At 70.5% G+C, this 17,519-nt stretch carries 12 protein-coding genes; 4 read left to right on the top strand and 8 right to left on the bottom strand.

The features are described from left to right. Window positions 1–46: 46 nt before the first annotated feature. Window positions 47–1,870, bottom strand: a complete 1,824-nt coding sequence (typA, locus tag AC1DXK_RS14090; protein WP_457104495.1) for a translational GTPase TypA — start codon at window positions 1,868–1,870, stop codon at window positions 47–49. Between the two features lie 963 nt (window positions 1,871–2,833). On the opposite strand from typA, the gene AC1DXK_RS14085 reads away from it, so the two are divergent. Together AC1DXK_RS14085 and AC1DXK_RS14080 are read left to right on the top strand one after the other, a co-directional pair. Continuing rightward, window positions 2,834–5,482: an ABC transporter transmembrane domain-containing protein gene (locus tag AC1DXK_RS14085; protein WP_457104496.1), complete on the top strand. Its 2,649-nt coding sequence runs from the start codon at window positions 2,834–2,836 to the stop codon at window positions 5,480–5,482. A gap of 77 nt (window positions 5,483–5,559) precedes the next feature. Then, window positions 5,560–6,996 (top strand): cytochrome P450, encoded by a 1,437-nt coding sequence (locus AC1DXK_RS14080; RefSeq protein WP_477298086.1) that lies wholly within the window; start codon window positions 5,560–5,562, stop codon window positions 6,994–6,996. Here the strand turns inward: AC1DXK_RS14080 and AC1DXK_RS14075 are convergent. The 5 genes from AC1DXK_RS14075 to minC (AC1DXK_RS14055) all read right to left on the bottom strand — a co-directional run bounded on the left by AC1DXK_RS14075 (window position 6,986) and on the right by minC (AC1DXK_RS14055) (window position 10,794). Then, window positions 6,986–7,870, bottom strand: a complete 885-nt coding sequence (locus AC1DXK_RS14075) for an alpha/beta fold hydrolase (protein WP_457104498.1) — start codon at window positions 7,868–7,870, stop codon at window positions 6,986–6,988. The genes AC1DXK_RS14080 and AC1DXK_RS14075 overlap by 11 nt on opposite strands. A 168-nt stretch (window positions 7,871–8,038) precedes the next feature. After that, window positions 8,039–8,380, bottom strand: coding sequence for a cell division topological specificity factor MinE (gene minE, locus AC1DXK_RS14070; protein WP_457104499.1), 342 nt, complete (start codon window positions 8,378–8,380; stop codon window positions 8,039–8,041). Then, entirely contained in the window at window positions 8,377–9,192 is an 816-nt protein-coding gene (gene minD / locus AC1DXK_RS14065) for a septum site-determining protein MinD (protein ID WP_149311042.1), read from the bottom strand. The genes minE and minD overlap by 4 nt, the downstream gene beginning before the upstream one ends. 13 nt (window positions 9,193–9,205) lie before the next feature. Continuing rightward, complete coding sequence (minC, locus tag AC1DXK_RS14060) at window positions 9,206–9,934, bottom strand: septum site-determining protein MinC (RefSeq protein ID WP_457104500.1); 729 nt, start codon at window positions 9,932–9,934, stop codon at window positions 9,206–9,208. A gap of 110 nt (window positions 9,935–10,044) precedes the next feature. Then, entirely contained in the window at window positions 10,045–10,794 is a 750-nt protein-coding gene (gene minC / locus AC1DXK_RS14055; protein ID WP_457104501.1) for a septum site-determining protein MinC, read from the bottom strand. A 115-nt stretch (window positions 10,795–10,909) separates the two neighbouring features. Here minC (AC1DXK_RS14055) and addA point away from each other — a divergent pair, with 115 nt between their 5' ends. Together addA and trxA are read left to right on the top strand one after the other, a co-directional pair. After that, a complete protein-coding gene (gene addA, locus AC1DXK_RS14050; protein WP_457104502.1) occupies window positions 10,910–14,407 on the top strand; it encodes a double-strand break repair helicase AddA in 3,498 nt (1,165 codons plus the stop codon). A gap of 205 nt (window positions 14,408–14,612) precedes the next feature. Then, on the top strand, window positions 14,613–14,936 hold the full coding sequence (gene trxA, locus AC1DXK_RS14045; protein ID WP_010682902.1) for a thioredoxin: 324 nt from the start codon (window positions 14,613–14,615) through the stop codon (window positions 14,934–14,936). 122 nt (window positions 14,937–15,058) lie between these two features. On the opposite strand, the gene AC1DXK_RS14040 is transcribed toward trxA, so the two are convergent. Further along, window positions 15,059–15,958: an outer membrane protein gene (locus AC1DXK_RS14040; RefSeq protein WP_457104503.1), complete on the bottom strand. Its 900-nt coding sequence runs from the start codon at window positions 15,956–15,958 to the stop codon at window positions 15,059–15,061. Between the two features lie 234 nt (window positions 15,959–16,192). Continuing rightward, a complete protein-coding gene (locus AC1DXK_RS14035; RefSeq protein WP_457104504.1) occupies window positions 16,193–17,518 on the bottom strand; it encodes a bifunctional folylpolyglutamate synthase/dihydrofolate synthase in 1,326 nt (441 codons plus the stop codon). Window position 17,519: the final 1 nt, after the last annotated feature.

Raw genomic sequence — 17,519 nt, 5'->3', positions numbered from 1 at the left:
CCGCATCAGCAACCGGGCCTGAGCGCCCGGTTGCCGGTCGTTCAGCTCAGGCGGCGTTGTCCTTGGAGCGCTCGGCCCGCTTACGGTCGTTCGGGTCGAGGATCGCCTTGCGCAGGCGGATCGACTTCGGGGTCACCTCGACGAGCTCGTCATCCTGGATCCAGGCCAGCGAGCGCTCCAGCGTCATCCGGATCGGCGGGGTGAGGCGGACGGCCTCGTCCTTCGACGTGGTGCGGATGTTGGTGAGCTTCTTGCCCTTGAGGACGTTCACCTCGAGGTCGTTCTCGCGGTTGTGCTCGCCGACGATCATGCCCTGGTACACCTTCCAGCCCGGCTCGATCATCATCGGGCCGCGGTCTTCCAGGTTCCACATGGCGTAGGCCACGGCCTCGCCCTGGTCGTTGGAGATCAGCACGCCGTTGCGGCGGCCAGGCATCTCGCCCTTGTAGGGCTCGTAGGCCTTGAACAGGCGGTTCATGATCGCGGTGCCGCGGGTGTCGGTCAGCAGCTCGCCCTGGTAGCCGATCAGGCCACGGGTCGGGGCGTGGAACACGAGGCGCAGGCGGTCGCCGCCCGACGGCCGCATCTCCAGCATCTCGGCCTTCCGCTCGGACATCTTCTGCACGACGACGCCGGAATGCTCCTCGTCGACGTCGATCACGACCTCCTCGATCGGCTCGAGCAGGCCGCCGGCCTCATCCTTCTCGTACACCACCCGCGGCCGCGACACGGCGATCTCGAAGCCCTCGCGGCGCATGGTCTCGATCAGGATCGAGAGCTGAAGCTCGCCGCGGCCCGAAACGTAGAACGAGTCCTTGTCGGCGGCCTCTTCGATCTTGAGCGTGACGTTGCCCTCGGCCTCCTTGAACAGGCGGTCGCGGATCATGCGGCTGGTGACCTTGTCGCCCTCGGTGCCCGCGAGCGGGCTGTCGTTGACGATGAACGACATCGTCACGGTCGGCGGATCGATCGGCTGCGCCTGGATCGGGGTCTCGACCTGCGGGTCGCAGAAGGTATCGGCCACCGTGCCCTTCACGAGACCGGCGATCGACACGATGTCGCCCGCCTCACCGATATCGATCGGTGCACGCTCGAGGCCACGGAAGGCGAGGATCTTCGACACGCGGCCGGTCTCGACCACCTTGCCGGTCCGGTCGAGGACCTTGACCGACTGGTTGGGCTTCACCGAGCCCGACGCGATCCGGCCGGTGATGATCCGGCCGAGGAACGGGTTGGCCTCCAGCAGGGTGCCGAGCATCCGGAACGGCCCCTCTTCGGTCTTGGCCGGCGGCACATGCTTCAGCACGAGTTCGAACAACGGCTCCAGGCCGACCGACGGATCGGCCTCCGGGCTATCGGCCATCCAGCCGTTGCGGCCCGAGCCGTAGAGGATCGGGAAGTCGAGCTGGTCGTCGGTGGCGTCGAGGGCGGCGAACAGGTCGAACACCTCGTTCACGACCTCGTTGATCCGCGCGTCCGGCCGGTCGACCTTGTTGATCGCCACGATCGGGCGGAGGCCGATCTTGAGCGCCTTGCCGACCACGAACTTGGTCTGCGGCATCGGACCCTCGGCGGCGTCGACCAGCACGATCACGCCATCGACCATCGACAGGATGCGCTCGACCTCGCCGCCGAAATCGGCGTGGCCGGGGGTGTCGACGATGTTGACGCGGGTATCCTTCCAGAGGACCGAGGTCGCCTTGGCCAGGATCGTGATGCCACGTTCCTTCTCAAGGTCGTTCGAATCCATCGCCCGCTCCTCGACCCGCTGATTCTCGCGGAAGGTGCCGGACTGGGCCAGCAGCTTGTCGACGAGAGTCGTCTTGCCGTGGTCGACGTGAGCGATGATGGCGATGTTGCGCAGATTCATGGCGGCCCGAAACGGGTTGTGCCGGCTCCCTGGCGGCCGCGCGGCGCGGCCGTCCGCGCCGGTTCAGGTACGGAGTCGTGGTGGTTGCGTCGCAATATAAGGACGCGCGGCCATGAGCAAGGCCGCCGCGCGCATGGCGGTGTCCTGTTAAGCGCTCCGGCTCCGCCAAGCGACAGCTCTGAGGGTCACCGACATGAGTGCGGTGCTCGGGATCCGCGCACCCTCTTCGCGGCAGTTTGATGAACGCCCGGAGGCAGGTCAATTATCCCGCGCCGTTCCGCCGCCGGTGTACCGGAGGCCGAGCGGGGTTTCCGGCGGTGGCGATTCGCCGCCCCCGCAAGCGGGACGACAGGGGCCGCATCGCCGGCAATAGCGGCGCGGAGGGCCACAGTCGGGACGGCGGCCGACAGCGGGACGGGGACCGCGCCGGCCCGCGAGATAGCCACTGCCGGCCTTGCCGAAGCGAGGCTGAACACGATCAGCGGGCAGAACCGCGCGTCACCGCCGACACGCAGCGACCGGCTGGCCTGAAGACAGGCTTCCTGATCGCCGTGCGGCCCGTACCCCGCCGGACGCCGGTGATTCCGCGTCATTGGGCCGCCGCTATCGTCAAGATCTCGACAACCTGGGCCTTCGGACGGGTACGCGCTCCCGCCTTCGTGTGCGGGGCAGAGTCCTCCGCATTTTTAAGAGGACACCCCGCATCGCCGTGGGAATATGCAATCCGTGAACGGATGACGCCACCACGCAGCCGCCCTGTCCTATATGACGACGCGACGACGGTGCGGACCGGCGTCTCGGCCGCACCGCCGCGTCGAGGCGGCGGGGCGCGCAACGCCGGTCGTCTACAGGCTTGTCGGATGGGACCGCAGCGGTCGATGGAGTTTTCGCTCAGATCCGTGCGTGGCCGCACACCGAGCCGGCAGCGATTTTGCCATATCGGGCTCTCACCGGGCGTGTCCGATGCGCGCGCTTGACCCGCGGCTGTTCCCCTACATCTGGCGCTATTCGAAGAGCGATCAGCTCAAAATCTGCGCGGTCGTGCTGGCGTCGCTGCCGTTCTATTTCGCGTCCCTCGACCTGCCGAAGCGCATCGTCAACGACGCGATCACCGGCAAGGCCTACGCGCATGGCGAGGCGACCGCCCCGTTCCTCGAACTCACGATCCAATGGCCGGACGCCCTCGGCGGCGGCGCGACGCGCCTGTTCGAGGGGTTTCAGCTCGACCGGTTCGAGCTGCTCCTCAGCCTCTCGACCCTGTTCCTGACGCTCGTCCTGATCAACGGCGCGTTCAAGTTCTGGATCAACCTGCAAAAGGGAATCCTCGGCGAGCGGATGCTGCGCCGGCTGCGATTCCAGCTGTTCTCCCTCATGCTGCGCTTCTCGCCGGAGACGCAGCGGGAGGTGAAATCCTCCGAGACGGCGACGATCATCCGCGACGAGGTCGAGCCGATCGGCTCGTTCATCGGCGACGCGATCGTGGTGCCGGTGTTCCTGGGGACCCAGGCCGCCACCGCGCTCGCCTTCATCATGATGCAGAACATCTGGCTCGGCATCGCGGCCGGCAGCATGGTCGGCGTGCAGATGATCGTGATCCCGCGGCTGCGGCGCGAGATCATCCGCCTCAGCCGTCAGCGCCAGATCGCGTCCCGCGCCCTCGCCGGGCGCGTCGCCGAGGTGCTCGACGGATTGCAGGCCGTGGTCCTCAACGACACCGGCCGCTGGGAGCGGGCGGAGATCGGCGGCCGGCTCTACCGGCTCTACGACCTGCGCCTCCGGATCTACCGCCGCAAGTTCGCGGTGAAGTACCTCAACAACCTCCTCGCGCAGGTCACGCCGTTCCTGTTCTACGCGATCGGCGGCTACTTCGCTCTGAAGGGCCAGCTCGACATCGGGCAGCTGGTGGCGGTGCTCGCGGCCTATCGCGATCTGCCTCCGCCCCTCAAGGAGCTGATCGACTGGGACCAGCAGCGCCTGGACGTCGAGGTCAAATACGAGACCGTGGCGGCGCATTTCGGTCCGCAACGCCTGCGGCCGGCCGAACACAAGTCCGAGCACGCGCCGCCGCGCCTCGGCAGCCCCCTTCGGGCCGAGGGCCTGTCGCTGCGAGATCCGCAGGGCGGCGCACCGATCGAGGTCGGCGACCTCGAGGTCGGTCTGCCCGGGCACGTCGCCCTGGTTCCCCCCGGCCCGGTCGCGCAGGAATTCGCCCGGGCGCTGGCGGGGCTGCAATCGCCGCCCGGCGGAACCCTCCGGATCGGCGAGCACGACCTGGCGACCCTGCCGCAGCAGGCCCGCGCGTATCGGATCGCCTTCGCGGGCATCCAGCCCGTGCTGTTCCCCGGGACGCTGCGCGACAACATCCTCTACGGTCTGCGCGTGCGGCCGCTGCGCACGGACAGCCTCGATCTCAGCAAGGCGCGGATCAACGAGGCGGTGAAGACCGGCAATCCCTGCGACAGCGTCGACGACCCCTGGATCGACTACGCGCGGCTCGGCGTCCACGATGCCGGATCCCTCGACGAGCGCCTGCTCGATCTGCTGGCCCGGCTCGACCTCGGCGACGATCTCTACCGGTTCGGGCTCGGCGCCCTCAGCTCGGTGGCCCATGACACGCCGGTGGGCCAGCGCATGATCGCGGCGCGCGAGCACCTGCGCGAGCATTTCGTCCGGGCGGGCCTCGCCGATCTGGTGATCCCGTTCTCGCGGGGTCACTACAACGATCAGGCGACCGTGGCGGAGAACCTGCTGTTCGGTGTTCCCCGCGATCCGTCCCTGACCGATCCGCGCCGCCTCGCCGGCGTTCCCCTGTTCCGCGACGCGCTCGACAAGGTGAAGCTCCTCGACGAACTGGACCGCATGGGCGTCGCCATCGCCAGCAACCTCAAGGACATCTTCGCCGACGTGCCGCCGGGCCACCCGCTGTTCCGGCGGTTCTCTCTGATCACCCCCGACGCCTTGCCGGATTACCTGCGCCGGCTCGCCCGCCTGCCCGCGGAGGGACGCCTGAGCGAGGCGGACAGCGCGGCCTTCCTGGCTCTGGCCCTGGCCTACGTGGAGCCGCGGATGCGTTTCGGCCTGCTCGACCAGGCGCTCACCAAGCGCATCGTCGGTGCCCGGGGCGTGGTCCAGGGCTTCATGCACGGCGACGACGGCTGCGACGTCGAATCCTACGATCCCAATCTGATCAATCCGCGCAGCACCGTGCTCGACAACCTGCTCTTCGGCCGGATCGATACGGCGCGGATGCACGGCGAGACGCTGATCCAGCGAGAGGCGCGCGAGGTCTTCCGGGAGTTCGACCTGGAGCGGCCGATCCAGCGGCGCGGTCTCGAAAAGGAGGTCGGCAACCGGGGCCAGCTGCTCGCCGAGCGCGTCCGGGTGCGGGTCGGTCTGGCGCGGGCGATCCTGCGCGAGCCGGAGGTTCTCGTCGTGGACCGGGTGGACGAACATCTCGAGCGCGGCGTCGACACGCTGCTCGACGTGACGGAGGCCGCCCTCCCCCGGGCGAGCCTCGTGGCGAGCCTGTCGCCGGAGGCCGATCCCGCCCGGTTCCCGACGCGATTGCCGGTGAAGGGTTCCGAAACGCGCCTGCGCACGGCGGCGGAATGACGTAGGCGTGACCGGCCTGCACCGCGCGCGGGCCGCGGTTTACAGGCTCACCCGTCTCCGGCACAGGATGGCGCGACATGCCCATACCCTCGGACGCGACCGCGACCCCGGACCGGACGACCCCGAGCCTTGCCGGCCTGCCGCGCGTGGTGCCGCCGCACCGTGCCCCTCCGGAGCGGGAGCTGCCGCTCACCGCCTACCTGCGCTCGATCCGCGATAACGCGCTGGCGGGTTTCCCCCGCCGCGCCTACGAGGAGCCGGTCACGCGCCGGGGGCTTCTCGGGCGGTCGAGCTTCGTGCTGAGCGACCCGGATGCGATCCGGCGGGTCCTCGTCGAGAATCAGGCGAACTACGCCCGCACCACCGGAACGACCCGCATCCTGCGCCCGATCCTCGGGGACGGACTCCTGATCAGCGAGGGTTCGGCCTGGCGCCACCAGCGCCGGACCCTGGCGCCCGCTTTCACTCCGCGGGCGATCGACGGGCTGGTGCCCCATATCGCCGCCGCCGTGACCGACGGGATGGAGCGGATCGCCGCCGAGGCCGCGGCGGGGCCGGTGGACCTGTTCTCGTCGTTCTACAGGCTCGCCCTCGAGATCGCCGGGCGTGCCATGTTCTCGGTGGGCATGGACGAGCACGGCGGGGAGTTGCGCCGGTTCATCGCCGAATACGCCGAGCGGATGGGCCGGCCCCACCTCCTCGACATCGTCATCCCCCCGGGCTGGCCGGTGCCGCTCGACTGGTCACGCGCGCGGTTCCGCCGCCGCTGGATCCCGTTCCTCGACCGGATCATCGCGGCGCGTCGGGAAACGGAGCGCGACAGGCCGCACTCGCGCGACCTCCTCGATCTGCTCGCGGCGGCGCGCAACCCGGACACCGGAGCGGCCTTCACGCCGGAAGAGCTTCGCGACCAGGTCGCAACCATGATCCTCGCCGGCCACGAGACCACGGCCGGCACGCTGTTCTGGGCGGCCTACCTGCTGGCCCTCGCCCCGGAGGTACAGGAGCGGGTCGCCGCCGAGGCGCGGGCCGCCGACCTGACCGATCCCACCGGCTGTCAGACCGACGGCCGCCTGCCTTTGACCCGCGCGGTGATCGACGAGACGCTGCGCCTGTATCCGGCCGCCTTCGTGGTCGTCCGGCGGGCGCTCGGTCCCGATTCGGTCGCCGGGCACGCGGTGAAGGCCGACGACATCGTCATGGTCAGCCCCTGGGTGCTCCACCGGCACCGGATGCTCTGGTCCGATCCGGAGGCCTTCGATCCGGGGCGCTTCCTGCCGGGGGCGCCGCCGCCGCGGCGCTTCGCCTACCTGCCCTTCGGGGCCGGCCCGCGTGTCTGCATCGGCGCCCAGTTCGCCCTGAGCGAGGCGGTCCTGTGTCTGGCGCGCCTCCTGGCCCGGTTCCGGCTGGTGCTCGACGAGGGTGCGCCGGTGCTGCCGCAGGCAGTGGTGACGACGCAGCCGGACCGATCGGCCCTGTTCCGGCTGATCCCCCGCGATCCGGTCAGCCCTTGATCCCCGTGATGGTCTCCGAGATCGCCCGGGGATCGCGCATCGGCCAGCGGCCGCTCTCAACCTGCGCCAGGAAATCGTCGAGCAGGCGGTTGTAGGCATCCGGCTCCTCGACGGAGAGGGCGTGGCCGGTATGAGGCAGGACCGCCAGGGCCGCCGATGGGATCACCCGCTTCAGCATCAGGCTCGGGGCGAGGCAGGGCCAGTCCTCGTCGCCCGCGACGATCAGGGTCGGGACGGTCATGCGGCCCAGGACGTCCGTGAGATCGTAGAGCGACGGGCGGTCCTTCTGAACGCCGGCCTGAGTATTGGCCGAGCCGAGGGCCGAGTGCTCGGCGAGCATCCGCTTGAATTCGGCATGGCCGCGCGGATCCTTGACCTCGAACTGCACCCGCGTCGGCCCGTAGGCGTAGCGCACCGCGAAGGCGGCCATGCCGTCGCGACGGAGCATCGCCGCGGTGGCATCGGCCTCGGCGCGGAACGGTGCCTGCCGCTCGGGTTCCGCACCGTAGCCGCAGCCGCCGAGGCACAGCGACAGGGCGCGGTCGGGGTGCCGCAGGCCGAAATGCAGGGTCGCGAAGGCCCCCATCGAGATGCCGGCGACATGGGCCTTCGGCGCGCCGAGATGGTCGAGGACGGCCAGGATGTCGTCGGCGGCGCGCGCCTGCGAGTAGGCGGCGACGGAATCCGGAACGTCCGACGGCGGGTAGCCCCGCGCGTTGAACGCGACGGCGTGGAAGCGGCGGCCGAAATGGCGCAGCTGAGCCTCGTAGCTGCGGTGATCGCCCGCGAATTCGTGGACGAAGATCAGCGGCGTTCCCCGCCCGCTCTCCTCGTAATGGAGGCGGATTCCATCGTCCGTGGTTGCGCTCGGCATGGCGCTCCTCTCATCGGCCTCCCCCGAGGATCCCGACATGGGGCGGCGGCGTGCCCGGTCGAGAGCCGAGATTGCAGCATGACGACGGCCCGACATGGCAAAGCCGCACCCGGCTGGCCGGGCGCGGCTCTAAGTCCGTCAGTCCGGCGGGGACGGTCCCCGCCCGGCTCAAGCGGCCTTCTTGGTGGAGGCCGGCTTGGCCGACCCCTTATTGGCCGCGACCTCGGCGAGCTTGGCCGCCAGCTTGGCATCGAGCTTGGCCGAGGCACCGAGCGGAAGCTCGATGTCGAGGCCGAGGGTCGAGACGCCTTCGCCGCGCTCCAGGGTGACCTTCACCTTGTCGGGCTCGACCGCGACGTGGTTGGCGATCACCGCCAGGATCTCTTCCCGGAGCTGGATCACGAGATCGGGGCGACCCGACTCCGCGCGCTCGTGGGCGAGGATCAGCTGCAGGCGGTCGCGGGCGACCGCGCCGGAGCTGCGCTTCTGGAACAGTCCCAGGATGCTCACGCCGCCCTCCGCATGAACAGCTTGTCGAGGAAGGACTTGCGCTCCACCGGCAGGCTCATCGGCACGGTCTCGCCCTTGAGCCGGCGGGCAGCATCCGCATAGGCCCGCGCCGGGGCGCAGAGCGGGTTGTTCAGGGTCACCGGACAGCCCAGGTTCGAGGCGCGCAGCACCTCCTGGCTCTCCGGGATGATCGCGAGCAGCGGGATCGACAAGATGTCGAGCACGTCCTCGGTCTTGAGCATGTCGCCGCGGTCGGCCCGCATCGGGTCGTAGCGGGTGAGGATCAGGTGCTTCTCCATGTCCTCGCCCTTCTCCGCCTTGGCGGTCTTGGAATCGAGGAGGCCGATGATCCGGTCGGAGTCGCGCACCGAGGAGACCTCGGGGTTGGTCACGACCACCGCCACGTCGGCGTGGTGCATGGCGAGCTGGGCGCCGCGCTCGATGCCGGCGGGGGAGTCGCAGATCACCCAGTCGAACTTGGCGCGCAGCTCGTCCATCACCCGGGCGACGCCCTCATCGGTGAGCGCGTCCTTGTCGCGGGTCTGCGAGGCCGGCAGAAGGTGCAGGGTCTCCAGCCGCTTGTCCTTGATCAACGCCTGCGGGAGCTTGGCGTCGCCGTTGACCACGTTGATGAGGTCGTAGACCACCCGGCGCTCGGCACCCATGACGAGGTCGAGGTTGCGCAGGCCGACGTCGAAATCGACGACGCACACGCTCTGCCCGCCCTGGGCCAGGGCCGCTCCGAGGGCCGCGGTCGTCGTCGTCTTGCCGACGCCGCCCTTGCCCGATGTGACGACGAGAACCTTTGCCACGCGTCGATCTCCCTTAATCCAGGCTTGCCATTCGGATGTTGCCGCCATCGAGCCAGACCTGGGCGGCCTTGCCGCGCAGGGCCGTGCCCATGTCCTCCGCCGTCCGCACGAGGCGGTCGATCCCAAGCAACTCGGGTTCGAATTTGCGGCAGTAGATTCGTGCGCGCGGGTTGCGCGCGGCTCCAGCGATCGCGCGACCGCGCAGGGCGCCGTAGACGTGGATCGAGCCGCCGGCCAGGATCTCGGCCCCCGAGGAGACCGACCCCATCACGGTCACGTCGCCGGTGGGGTTGATGACGCTCTGGCCGGAGCGGACCGAGCCCTCGACGGTGATCGAGGTGACCACCTGCGGCTCCGGCTCGGCCGGGACGCTCGGGATCTCGAGCCGCTCGGACGGATGTCCCTTGATCAGGAGCGGCGGCAGACCTTCGGGGACCGCGTCGGCACCCTCGATGCCCAGGACCGCGATGCCGCGCGCCCTGAGTTCACGCATCAAGGTTTCAAGGGCGTCCGGCTCGGGCTTGAGCTGGGCGCAGTCGAGGATGACGGCCCGGCCTTTCAGCAGGGTCGGCGAGCGCTTCAGCGCCGCGTCGAGACCCGCGAGCCACTCGGGAAGCGGCGGCTCGGGGGAGAGGGCCAGGGCCTTGAAGGCCCGTCCGCGCAGGCTGAGCGGCCGGGGCGCGGAAGGAGCCGCCGCGGGGGCGGTCTCCGGATCGATCGGCTCGGGGTGGGTCTCGCTCATGTCCGCCCGTTAAGAGTCCTTACCGGACCATTGACGGTGGGTATGGTTACCGAAGGGTTAAGTTTCTGATCCGGTCGGCAAATTCTGCCGGGATCCCGGTATCGGAGGCTTCAACCCCGCTCGAACAGGTTGAGCCGGATGGCGTCCTCGAACAGGCGCACCTCCACGGCCTGCCCCCGGAAGGCCGGATCGAGGTCGTCGGCCGCGCGGTAGAGGCCGTCGATCGCCACCAGCTCCGGCTCGAAGCGGCGGCACCAGATCCGCGCGGCCGGGTTGCCGGCGGCGCCGGCGATCGCCCGGCCGCGCAGGGCGCCGTAGACATGGATCGAGCCGCCCGCGATGACCTCGGCACCGGAGGCCACGGCCCCCAGCACGGTGACGTCGCCCTCGAGATGCATCACGGTCTGGCCCGACCGGACCGGAGCGTCCAGGATCAGCGAGCGCGCGGTGTCCCTGGGCTGCGGCTCGACCGGGACGGCGTCGCCGGGCGTGTCGATCTCGCCCGCGGGTCGCCCACCCGACAGGGCCGGCGGCGTTCCGGAACCCAGGAGCGCCGGTGCAGCCCCCTCGATGCCGAGGACCGCGATGTTGCGCGCCTGAAGTTCCGCGAGCAGCCCGTCGAGATCCTCCCGCGTGAGCCGCAATCCGGACAGGTCCAGGATCACGGGCCGGCCGGCGAAGAAGTTCGGGGCGCGGCGGTTGAGGGCGTCGAGGTCGCCGAACCAGTCGGCCACCGGGGGTATCGGCGCCAGGACGGTGGCCATGAAGGAGCGGCCGCGGAAGCGGATCGGCGGGCGCGCCGGCTCGGATGTCGGCTGGGTCACGGGCGTGTTCGGTGTCGCGGCAGGGATCGTCCGCATCCATGGGACGGCGCCGCGCCCGGGGCAATCCCGCAATGCCCGGTGTGACGCCTTGGCGGACCAGCCGGCCCGTTTCTGTTGTAGAGAGAGCCGGCAGCCGAGCCGGACCGGACCGTTGAGCAGCGCCACCTCCCGAGCCCCCGCCCCCTTCGTCGTCGACGACCTCACCCGCGCCAACCAGCGCCGTGCGGCCGATCCACGGGCCTCCGCCTGGGTCTCGGCCAATGCCGGCGCCGGCAAGACCAAGGTCCTCACCGACCGGGTGGTAAGGCTGCTCCTCGACGGCGCCCCGCCCGGCCGCATCCTCTGCCTGACCTTCACCAAGGCCGCGGCGGCCAACATGGCGATCCGCGTGTTCCGCCTGCTCGGGCGCTGGGTGACGCTCGACGACGCGACGCTCTCCGCCGAACTCGCCGAGCTCACCGGCGAGCGGGCCGGAGCCGAGCGCCTGCGGCTGGCGCGACGCCTCTTCGCCCGGGCGGTGGAGACGCCGGGCGGCCTCAAGATCGAGACCCTGCACGCCCTATGCGAGCGGCTGCTGCACATGTTCCCCTTCGAGGCGAACGTGCCGGCCCGGTTCGTGGTGCTCGACGAGACCAAGGCCCAGGAACTGTTCGATCTCGAGATGGCCAACGTCCTAGCCGACGCCGTCGCGAACGGCGACACGCCCCTCAGCGCCGCCCTCGCGCGGGTCACTCCCGAAGCGACGGGCGATACCCTGCGGGCTGCGATCCGATCGGCGATGCGGGCGCGCAGCGTCATCGGCGATGCGGCCGGCCTGGACGGCGCCTTCGCGCGGCTGCACGGCGCGCTGGGTCTCGCCGCCGACGAGACCGCCGAGCAGATCGAGACGGCGATCCTCGACGGCGGCCCCGGATGCCGCCCTGAGGATCGCGAAGCGCTGATCGCGGCGCTGCGAACCGGCAAGGCCAACGACGAGAAGCTCGCCGATGCCCTGGCGGCCGCCGAAGCCGAGCGGGTGCGCGCCGCGGACCTGTCCGACCGGACGGACGCCCTGGCGCTCTACCGGGCCGTGTTCTTCACCCAGAAGGACGAGCCCAAGGCCGACAGCAGCCTCGGAACCAAGAGCGTCCCGGCCGAGGCCAAGGAGGTCCTGATCGTCGAACGGGACCGGCTGGAGGCCCTGTTCGACCGCCTGCGCGCCGCCCGAGCCCATGCCCGGACCCAGGCGCTGTTCCAGATCGCGGCCGAGATCCATCGGCGGGTCGAGGCGCAGAAGGCCCGCCTCGGTGCCCTGGATTTCGACGACCTGATCCACAAGGCGCTGGATCTGCTCGGCCGGGTCGGCGCCGGCTGGGTCCTGTACAAGCTCGACCGCGGGATCGACCATGTCCTGGTCGACGAGGCGCAGGACACCAATCCGGAGCAATGGGCGATCCTGAGGGCGATCACCCAGGAATTCGCCGCCGGCGAGGGCGCCCGCGTCGGCAGCCGCACACGGTTCGCGGTGGGGGATCCCAAGCAGTCGATCTACGGGTTCCAGGGCGCGGAACCGCGGGAATTCGCCCTCACCCGCGCGTCCTGGATCGCGGAATCCCGCGCGGCCGGACTGACCTTCGCGGACGTACCGCTGACCCTGTCGTTCCGCTCGACCAGCCTCGTCCTGCGGGCCGTCGACGCGGTCTTCGCCCTTGAGGCGCACAACGAGGGCCTGTCCTTCGAGGACACGGTGCGCACGACCGTCCATGCCAGCGCCCGGCCGGGCGCGCCCGGGGCGGTGGAAATGTGGCCGATCGCCGAGCCCGAGCCCGCGGCGGAGCCGGACGCCTGGACCGCTCCCGTCGACGCGCCCGAGACCAGCGCCCCGGCGATCGTGACCGCCCGCCGGGTGGCACAGGCGGTGCGCAACTGGACCACGACGGGCGACGCGACCGGACGCATCTGGCGTCCCGGGGACGTGCTGATCCTGGTCCGGAAGCGCGGACCCGCCTTCGAGGAGGTGATCCGTGCGCTGAAGGGGCTCCGCGTGCCGGTCGCCGGGCAGGACCGGCTCGAAGTCTCCGCCCACATCGCGGTGGCCGACTTGGTCGCCGCGGGCCGGGCCGGGCTCCTGCCGGCCGACGACCTGACCCTCGCCACCGCCCTCAAGACGCCCCTGGTCGGGCTCACCGACGAGGACCTCGTGCGGATCGCCGCCCGCCGCGACCGCGCCGAAACCCTCGAGGATGCCCTGCACCGCCACGCCGCCGCGGGCGATCCGGCCGCGACGTGCGGCGTGGCCGCGCTGTCGGGCTGGATCGCCCTGGCGGGCCTCCACGGTCCGTTCGGCTTCTACGCGCGGCTCCTGGGTCCGCAGGGTGGCCGGGCGAAGCTGGTGGCCCGGCTCGGCGGCGAGGCGGGGGACGCCATCGACGTGTTCCTCGCCGCCGCCGCGCAGGCCGAGACCGGCGAGGACGCGCCATCCCTCGGCGGCTTCCTGGCCCGCTACGTCGGCGCCGAGGCCGGGCACACGGTCAAGCGCGACCTGGAATCGGGTCGCGACGAGGTCCGGGTGATGACGGTCCACGGCGCCAAGGGGCTGGAGGCGCCCGTGGTGGTGATCCTCGACGGGTGCGAACCGCTCGGCCGGAACGATCCGCCTCTCCTGCCGCTGCCCGCGACGGAGGCCGTAGTGCCTCCGGTCTGGTCCGGAGGGCGGACTCAGGATTGTGCGGCCACCGAGGTGGCGCGCGCAGCGTTGCTCGCCCGCGCGCGGCAGGAGCACAACCGTCTACTGTACGTCGCCATGACCCGCGCGGCCGACCGGCTGATCGTGGCGCCCTTTCGCGGCCACGAACGCGAGAGCGAGGCCGCCTGGTGCCGGATGATCCGCGCCGGTCTGGAAGCCGCGCTGGGAGCCGGTCGGGGCCTCGATCTGTCCTATGGACCGGCAACGCTCTGGCAGGACGGCGCCGCCCTGCCGGTGACGCCCTCGGCGGAGACTGCGGCGACTGCGGCTGAGCCGGATCCGGAGCCGGATTGGCTGCGCAGTCCGGTCCCGGCGGAACCGGAGGTGCCGACCCTGAACCCGTCCGGCGCGCTCCAGGCCGCGGACGGCACCCGCGTGCCGCCGCCGCGTCTCGCGGACGCGCAGGCCCGACGGCGCGGAATCCTGATCCACGCCCTGCTGCAGCATCTGCCCCGGGTCGACCCCGCCCGGCGCGAGGCGGCCGGGCTCACCTTCGTGCGCGCCCGGGCACCCGGCCTGCCCAGGCCGGCCCCGTACGCGATCGTCCGATCGGTCCTCCGAATCATCGCGGACCCTGAGCTGGCCGTCCTGTTCGCCCGGGATGCCCGCGCGGAGGTGGCCCTGTCGGGTCGTGTCCGGGCGGCGGGCTCGGAGCGGATGGTTCAGGGGCGCGTCGATCGCCTCGCGGTGACGTCCGATATGGTCTGCCTCGCCGACTTCAAAACCGGGCGGCCGCCCGAGCCCGACGCGCCGCTGCCCGCCGCAGAGGCGGGCCAGATCGCGCTCTACGCGCGTCTTCTCGCGCAGATCTATCCGGGCCGCACGGTTCGGCCGATCCTCGTCTGGACGTCGGGTCCGGTGGTCCGCGTCCTCGGCGCGGACGATATCGCCGCGGCGCTGGACCGAGCCGGCATCGAGGCGTGACGGGAGCGTCTCACGGGGCCGCGGGACGAATGCCTCTATCCACATGCGCCAACGCACATTGCGCAGCACGTGACTGACAGCGGCGGCACCCCTGCGGCCTGACTTCTTGACCGGGGGGGGAGCCGTTGCCAATTCTGAACGGACCGCGCGGGCCCCTGCCCGTTCGACGCCGCCCGACGGGCGGCGACTTCCGAAAGGTGACGTTATGGCGACGGTGAAAGTGACCGACGCGAGCTTCGAGCAGGACGTTCTCAAGTCCGCCGAGCCCGTCGTGGTGGATTTCTGGGCGGAGTGGTGCGGCCCGTGCCGTCAGATCGGCCCGGCGCTCGAGGAGATCGCGACCGACCTTCAGGGCAAGGTGAAGATCGCCAAGGTCAACGTCGACGAGAACCCGCAGATCGCCGCTCAGTACGGCATCCGCTCGATCCCGACGCTGCTCCTGTTCAAGAACGGCGAGCGGGTTGACCAGAAGGTCGGCGCCGCGCCGAAGGGCGACCTGTCGCGCTGGATCGGCGCCCAGACCGCCTGACCGCTCGGGAAACCGCGCATCGGACATAAAGAAAGCCCGGCCGCGAGGCCGGGCTTTCTCGGTTTCGAGACCATGTTTTTTTAATGGATCCCGGGCTGAAACCCGGGATCCCGCGTCCGATCTCAGTACGAGCCGAACTTGTAGTTCAGGCCGGCGCGGACGACGGCGAAGGCGTTCTCGTTCCGGCTGGCGTTGGTCAGCGAGTAGACCGGCACGAGGCCGACCGGCGAGATGGCGGCGCCGACCAGCGGCAGCTGGGCGCGGTTGTTGTTGTTGTCGAGGTTCACGTAGAGACCTTCCACCTTCAGCGTCACGGCCGAGGAGCGGAAGAAGTTCAGGAACGAGTCGGTCGGCAGGGCGTATTCGACACCGCCACCGACGGTCCAGCCGGTCTTGAAGTCGTTCCGGCGGCCAGCAAAGTTCTGCAGGCCGACGCGGGCGCCGTCATCCGTGCCGGTGGCGTAGGCGAAACCGCCGGTGGCGTACACCAGGGTCCGGTCGAAGGCGTAGCCGAGACGGCCGCGGACGGTGCCGAAGAAGTCGATGGTGTTGAGCGTGCCATTGACCGGGACGAAGCCCGGGTTGATCGCCACGGCGTTGGTGGCGAAGCGGGCGCGACGGCCGAAGTCGAGGTACTGGGCGTCGGCCTCGACGCCGAACACGGCGCCGTTGCCCGGGGTCAGCTGCCAGTTGTAGCCGACCTGACCACCGCCCGAGAAACCTTCGCGGCTGTCGTTGCTGTAGACCAGCGACGAGCCGTTCGGCCGCAGGGCCTGGTAGGGGACGAGACCGCCCGGCACGAGAGCGACCGGGTTACCGGGCGTCTGCACGAAGCCGCGGGTGGCGTTGCTGCTGGCATCGAAGGCGTAGCCAGCGTTGATACCGAAGTAGGCACCGGTCCAGGTGAACACCGGAACGGGGGTGAACACCGGCGGCGGCGCAGCGCGGCGCGGCAGGTCGGCGGCCGAAGCCGCGGCAGTGAGCGCGGTGAACGCCGCGAGAGAGGTGAGAAGCGTCTTCATTACTGTGATCCCCAGCAAAAGCCCGATCGAGGGGGAAATTATGCGATCGGGCCGACCGAGGATGTAGCTAAGCTGCCACAGCCGATGGAAAGCGTGGCCGTAAGTGTGTTTCCGTCGGGTCAATTGCGGCGAATCGACGACGTTTCAGACGCGGAAACCAAATTCCCCCGAGTGTCCAGCGGTGATGCCGCAAGGTACGGCGGGCCAACGCGTTGCGCCCAGACTGAGGAGCACTCAGACGGGCGGCGTGTCGTTGGCGGCGAGAACCATGCCGGCCAAGTAGAGGGATCCGCAAATCAGGATCCGCGGCGGTCGCTCGAAGGCGATGTCCCGTACCAGGGCGAGCGCGGCCTCGATGCTTGGCGCCGCGTAGGTCGAGAGGCCGACGCTCTCGCCGATTCGCGCGACCTCCTCGGCCGGTCGGGCCGCCATTGTTCCGGTGATCGGGACGGCCACGAGCGCCCGGGCCAGGCCGACGAAGTTGCGCAGGAAGCCGTCGGCGTCCTTCGTGCCGAGCAGGCCGACCACCAGCACGAGCGGCACGTCGCTCTTCTCGCCGAGATCGGCCATGGCGGCCGCGAGGATCCGGCCGCCATCGATGTTGTGGCCGCCGTCGAGCCACAGCTCGGTACCGGGATCGAGCTGGGCGGCCAGACGACCGCGGCCGAGGCGCTGCAACCGTCCCGGCCAATCGACCTCGGTCAGGCCCCGCTCCAGGGCCGCCGTGCCGATGTCACCGAACCCGGCGGCGCGCAGCGCGGTGATCGCCGTGCCGGCATTGACCAGTTGGTGGCGACCGGCGAGGCGCGGCCGCGGCAGATCGAACAGGTCGGTTTCGTCCTGATAGACGAGCCGGCCGCGCTCCTCGTGCACGGAGAAGTCCTGGTTGCCCACGAAGACCGGCCCGGCGCCGACGGCCTCGGCGCGCCGGCAGAGGACGGCGTCCGCCTCGGCGTAATCCTGTGCGGCGATCACCGCCGGACAGCCGCGCTTGAATATCCCGGCCTTCTCGGTCGCGACCGACTCGACCGTGTCGCCGAGATACTCGGCGTGGTCGCGGCCGATCGGCGTCACCACCGCGCAGGCGGGCCGGTCGATGACGTTGGTGGCGTCGAGCCTCCCGCCGAGGCCGACCTCGAGCAGCAGCACGTCGGCCGGGCTCTCCGAGAACAGCAGCAGGGCCGCGGCCGTCGTGATCTCGAACATCGTGATCGGCTCGCCGGCATTGGCCGTCTCGCAGCGCGAGAACGCGTCCGCGAGGCGGTCCTCGTCGACGAAGTGGCCGCCGCCGATCCCACCGATGCGGATCCGCTCGTGGAAGCGGACGAGGTGGGGCGAGGTGTAGACATGCGCCGCCAGCCCGCCCGCCTCAAGGATCGCCCGCATGAACGCGATGGTCGAGCCCTTGCCGTTGGTGCCGGCGACGTGGATCACCGGCGGCAACCGGCGCTCGGGGTGGTTGAGCCGTGCGAGCAGATGCTCGATCCGGCCCAGCGACAGGTCGATCGTGCGGGGATGGAGCGCCAGGAAGCGCGCCATCAGGGCGTCGGACGAGGCCATC

This window comes from Methylobacterium sp. P3_A11, assembly GCF_056403155.1.
Note: the sequence above shows the minus strand (reverse complement) of the source record. Positions and strands in the feature narration are given on the sequence as shown.

Excerpts from the sequence above, each read along its gene's own strand:
- typA (WP_457104495.1), bottom strand. The coding sequence starts at position 1,870 with ATGAATCTGCGCAACATCGCCATCATCGCTCACGTCGACCACGGCAAG.
- AC1DXK_RS14085 (WP_457104496.1), top strand. The coding sequence starts at position 2,834 with ATGCGCGCGCTTGACCCGCGGCTGTTCCCCTACATCTGGCGCTATTCG.
- AC1DXK_RS14080 (WP_477298086.1), top strand. The coding sequence starts at position 5,560 with ATGCCCATACCCTCGGACGCGACCGCGACCCCGGACCGGACGACCCCG.
- AC1DXK_RS14075 (WP_457104498.1), bottom strand. The coding sequence starts at position 7,870 with ATGCCGAGCGCAACCACGGACGATGGAATCCGCCTCCATTACGAGGAG.
- minC (WP_457104500.1), bottom strand. The coding sequence starts at position 9,934 with ATGAGCGAGACCCACCCCGAGCCGATCGATCCGGAGACCGCCCCCGCG.
- minC (WP_457104501.1), bottom strand. The coding sequence starts at position 10,794 with ATGCGGACGATCCCTGCCGCGACACCGAACACGCCCGTGACCCAGCCG.
- trxA (WP_010682902.1), top strand. The coding sequence starts at position 14,613 with ATGGCGACGGTGAAAGTGACCGACGCGAGCTTCGAGCAGGACGTTCTC.
- AC1DXK_RS14040 (WP_457104503.1), bottom strand. The coding sequence starts at position 15,958 with ATGAAGACGCTTCTCACCTCTCTCGCGGCGTTCACCGCGCTCACTGCC.
- AC1DXK_RS14035 (WP_457104504.1), bottom strand. The coding sequence starts at position 17,518 with ATGGCCTCGTCCGACGCCCTGATGGCGCGCTTCCTGGCGCTCCATCCC.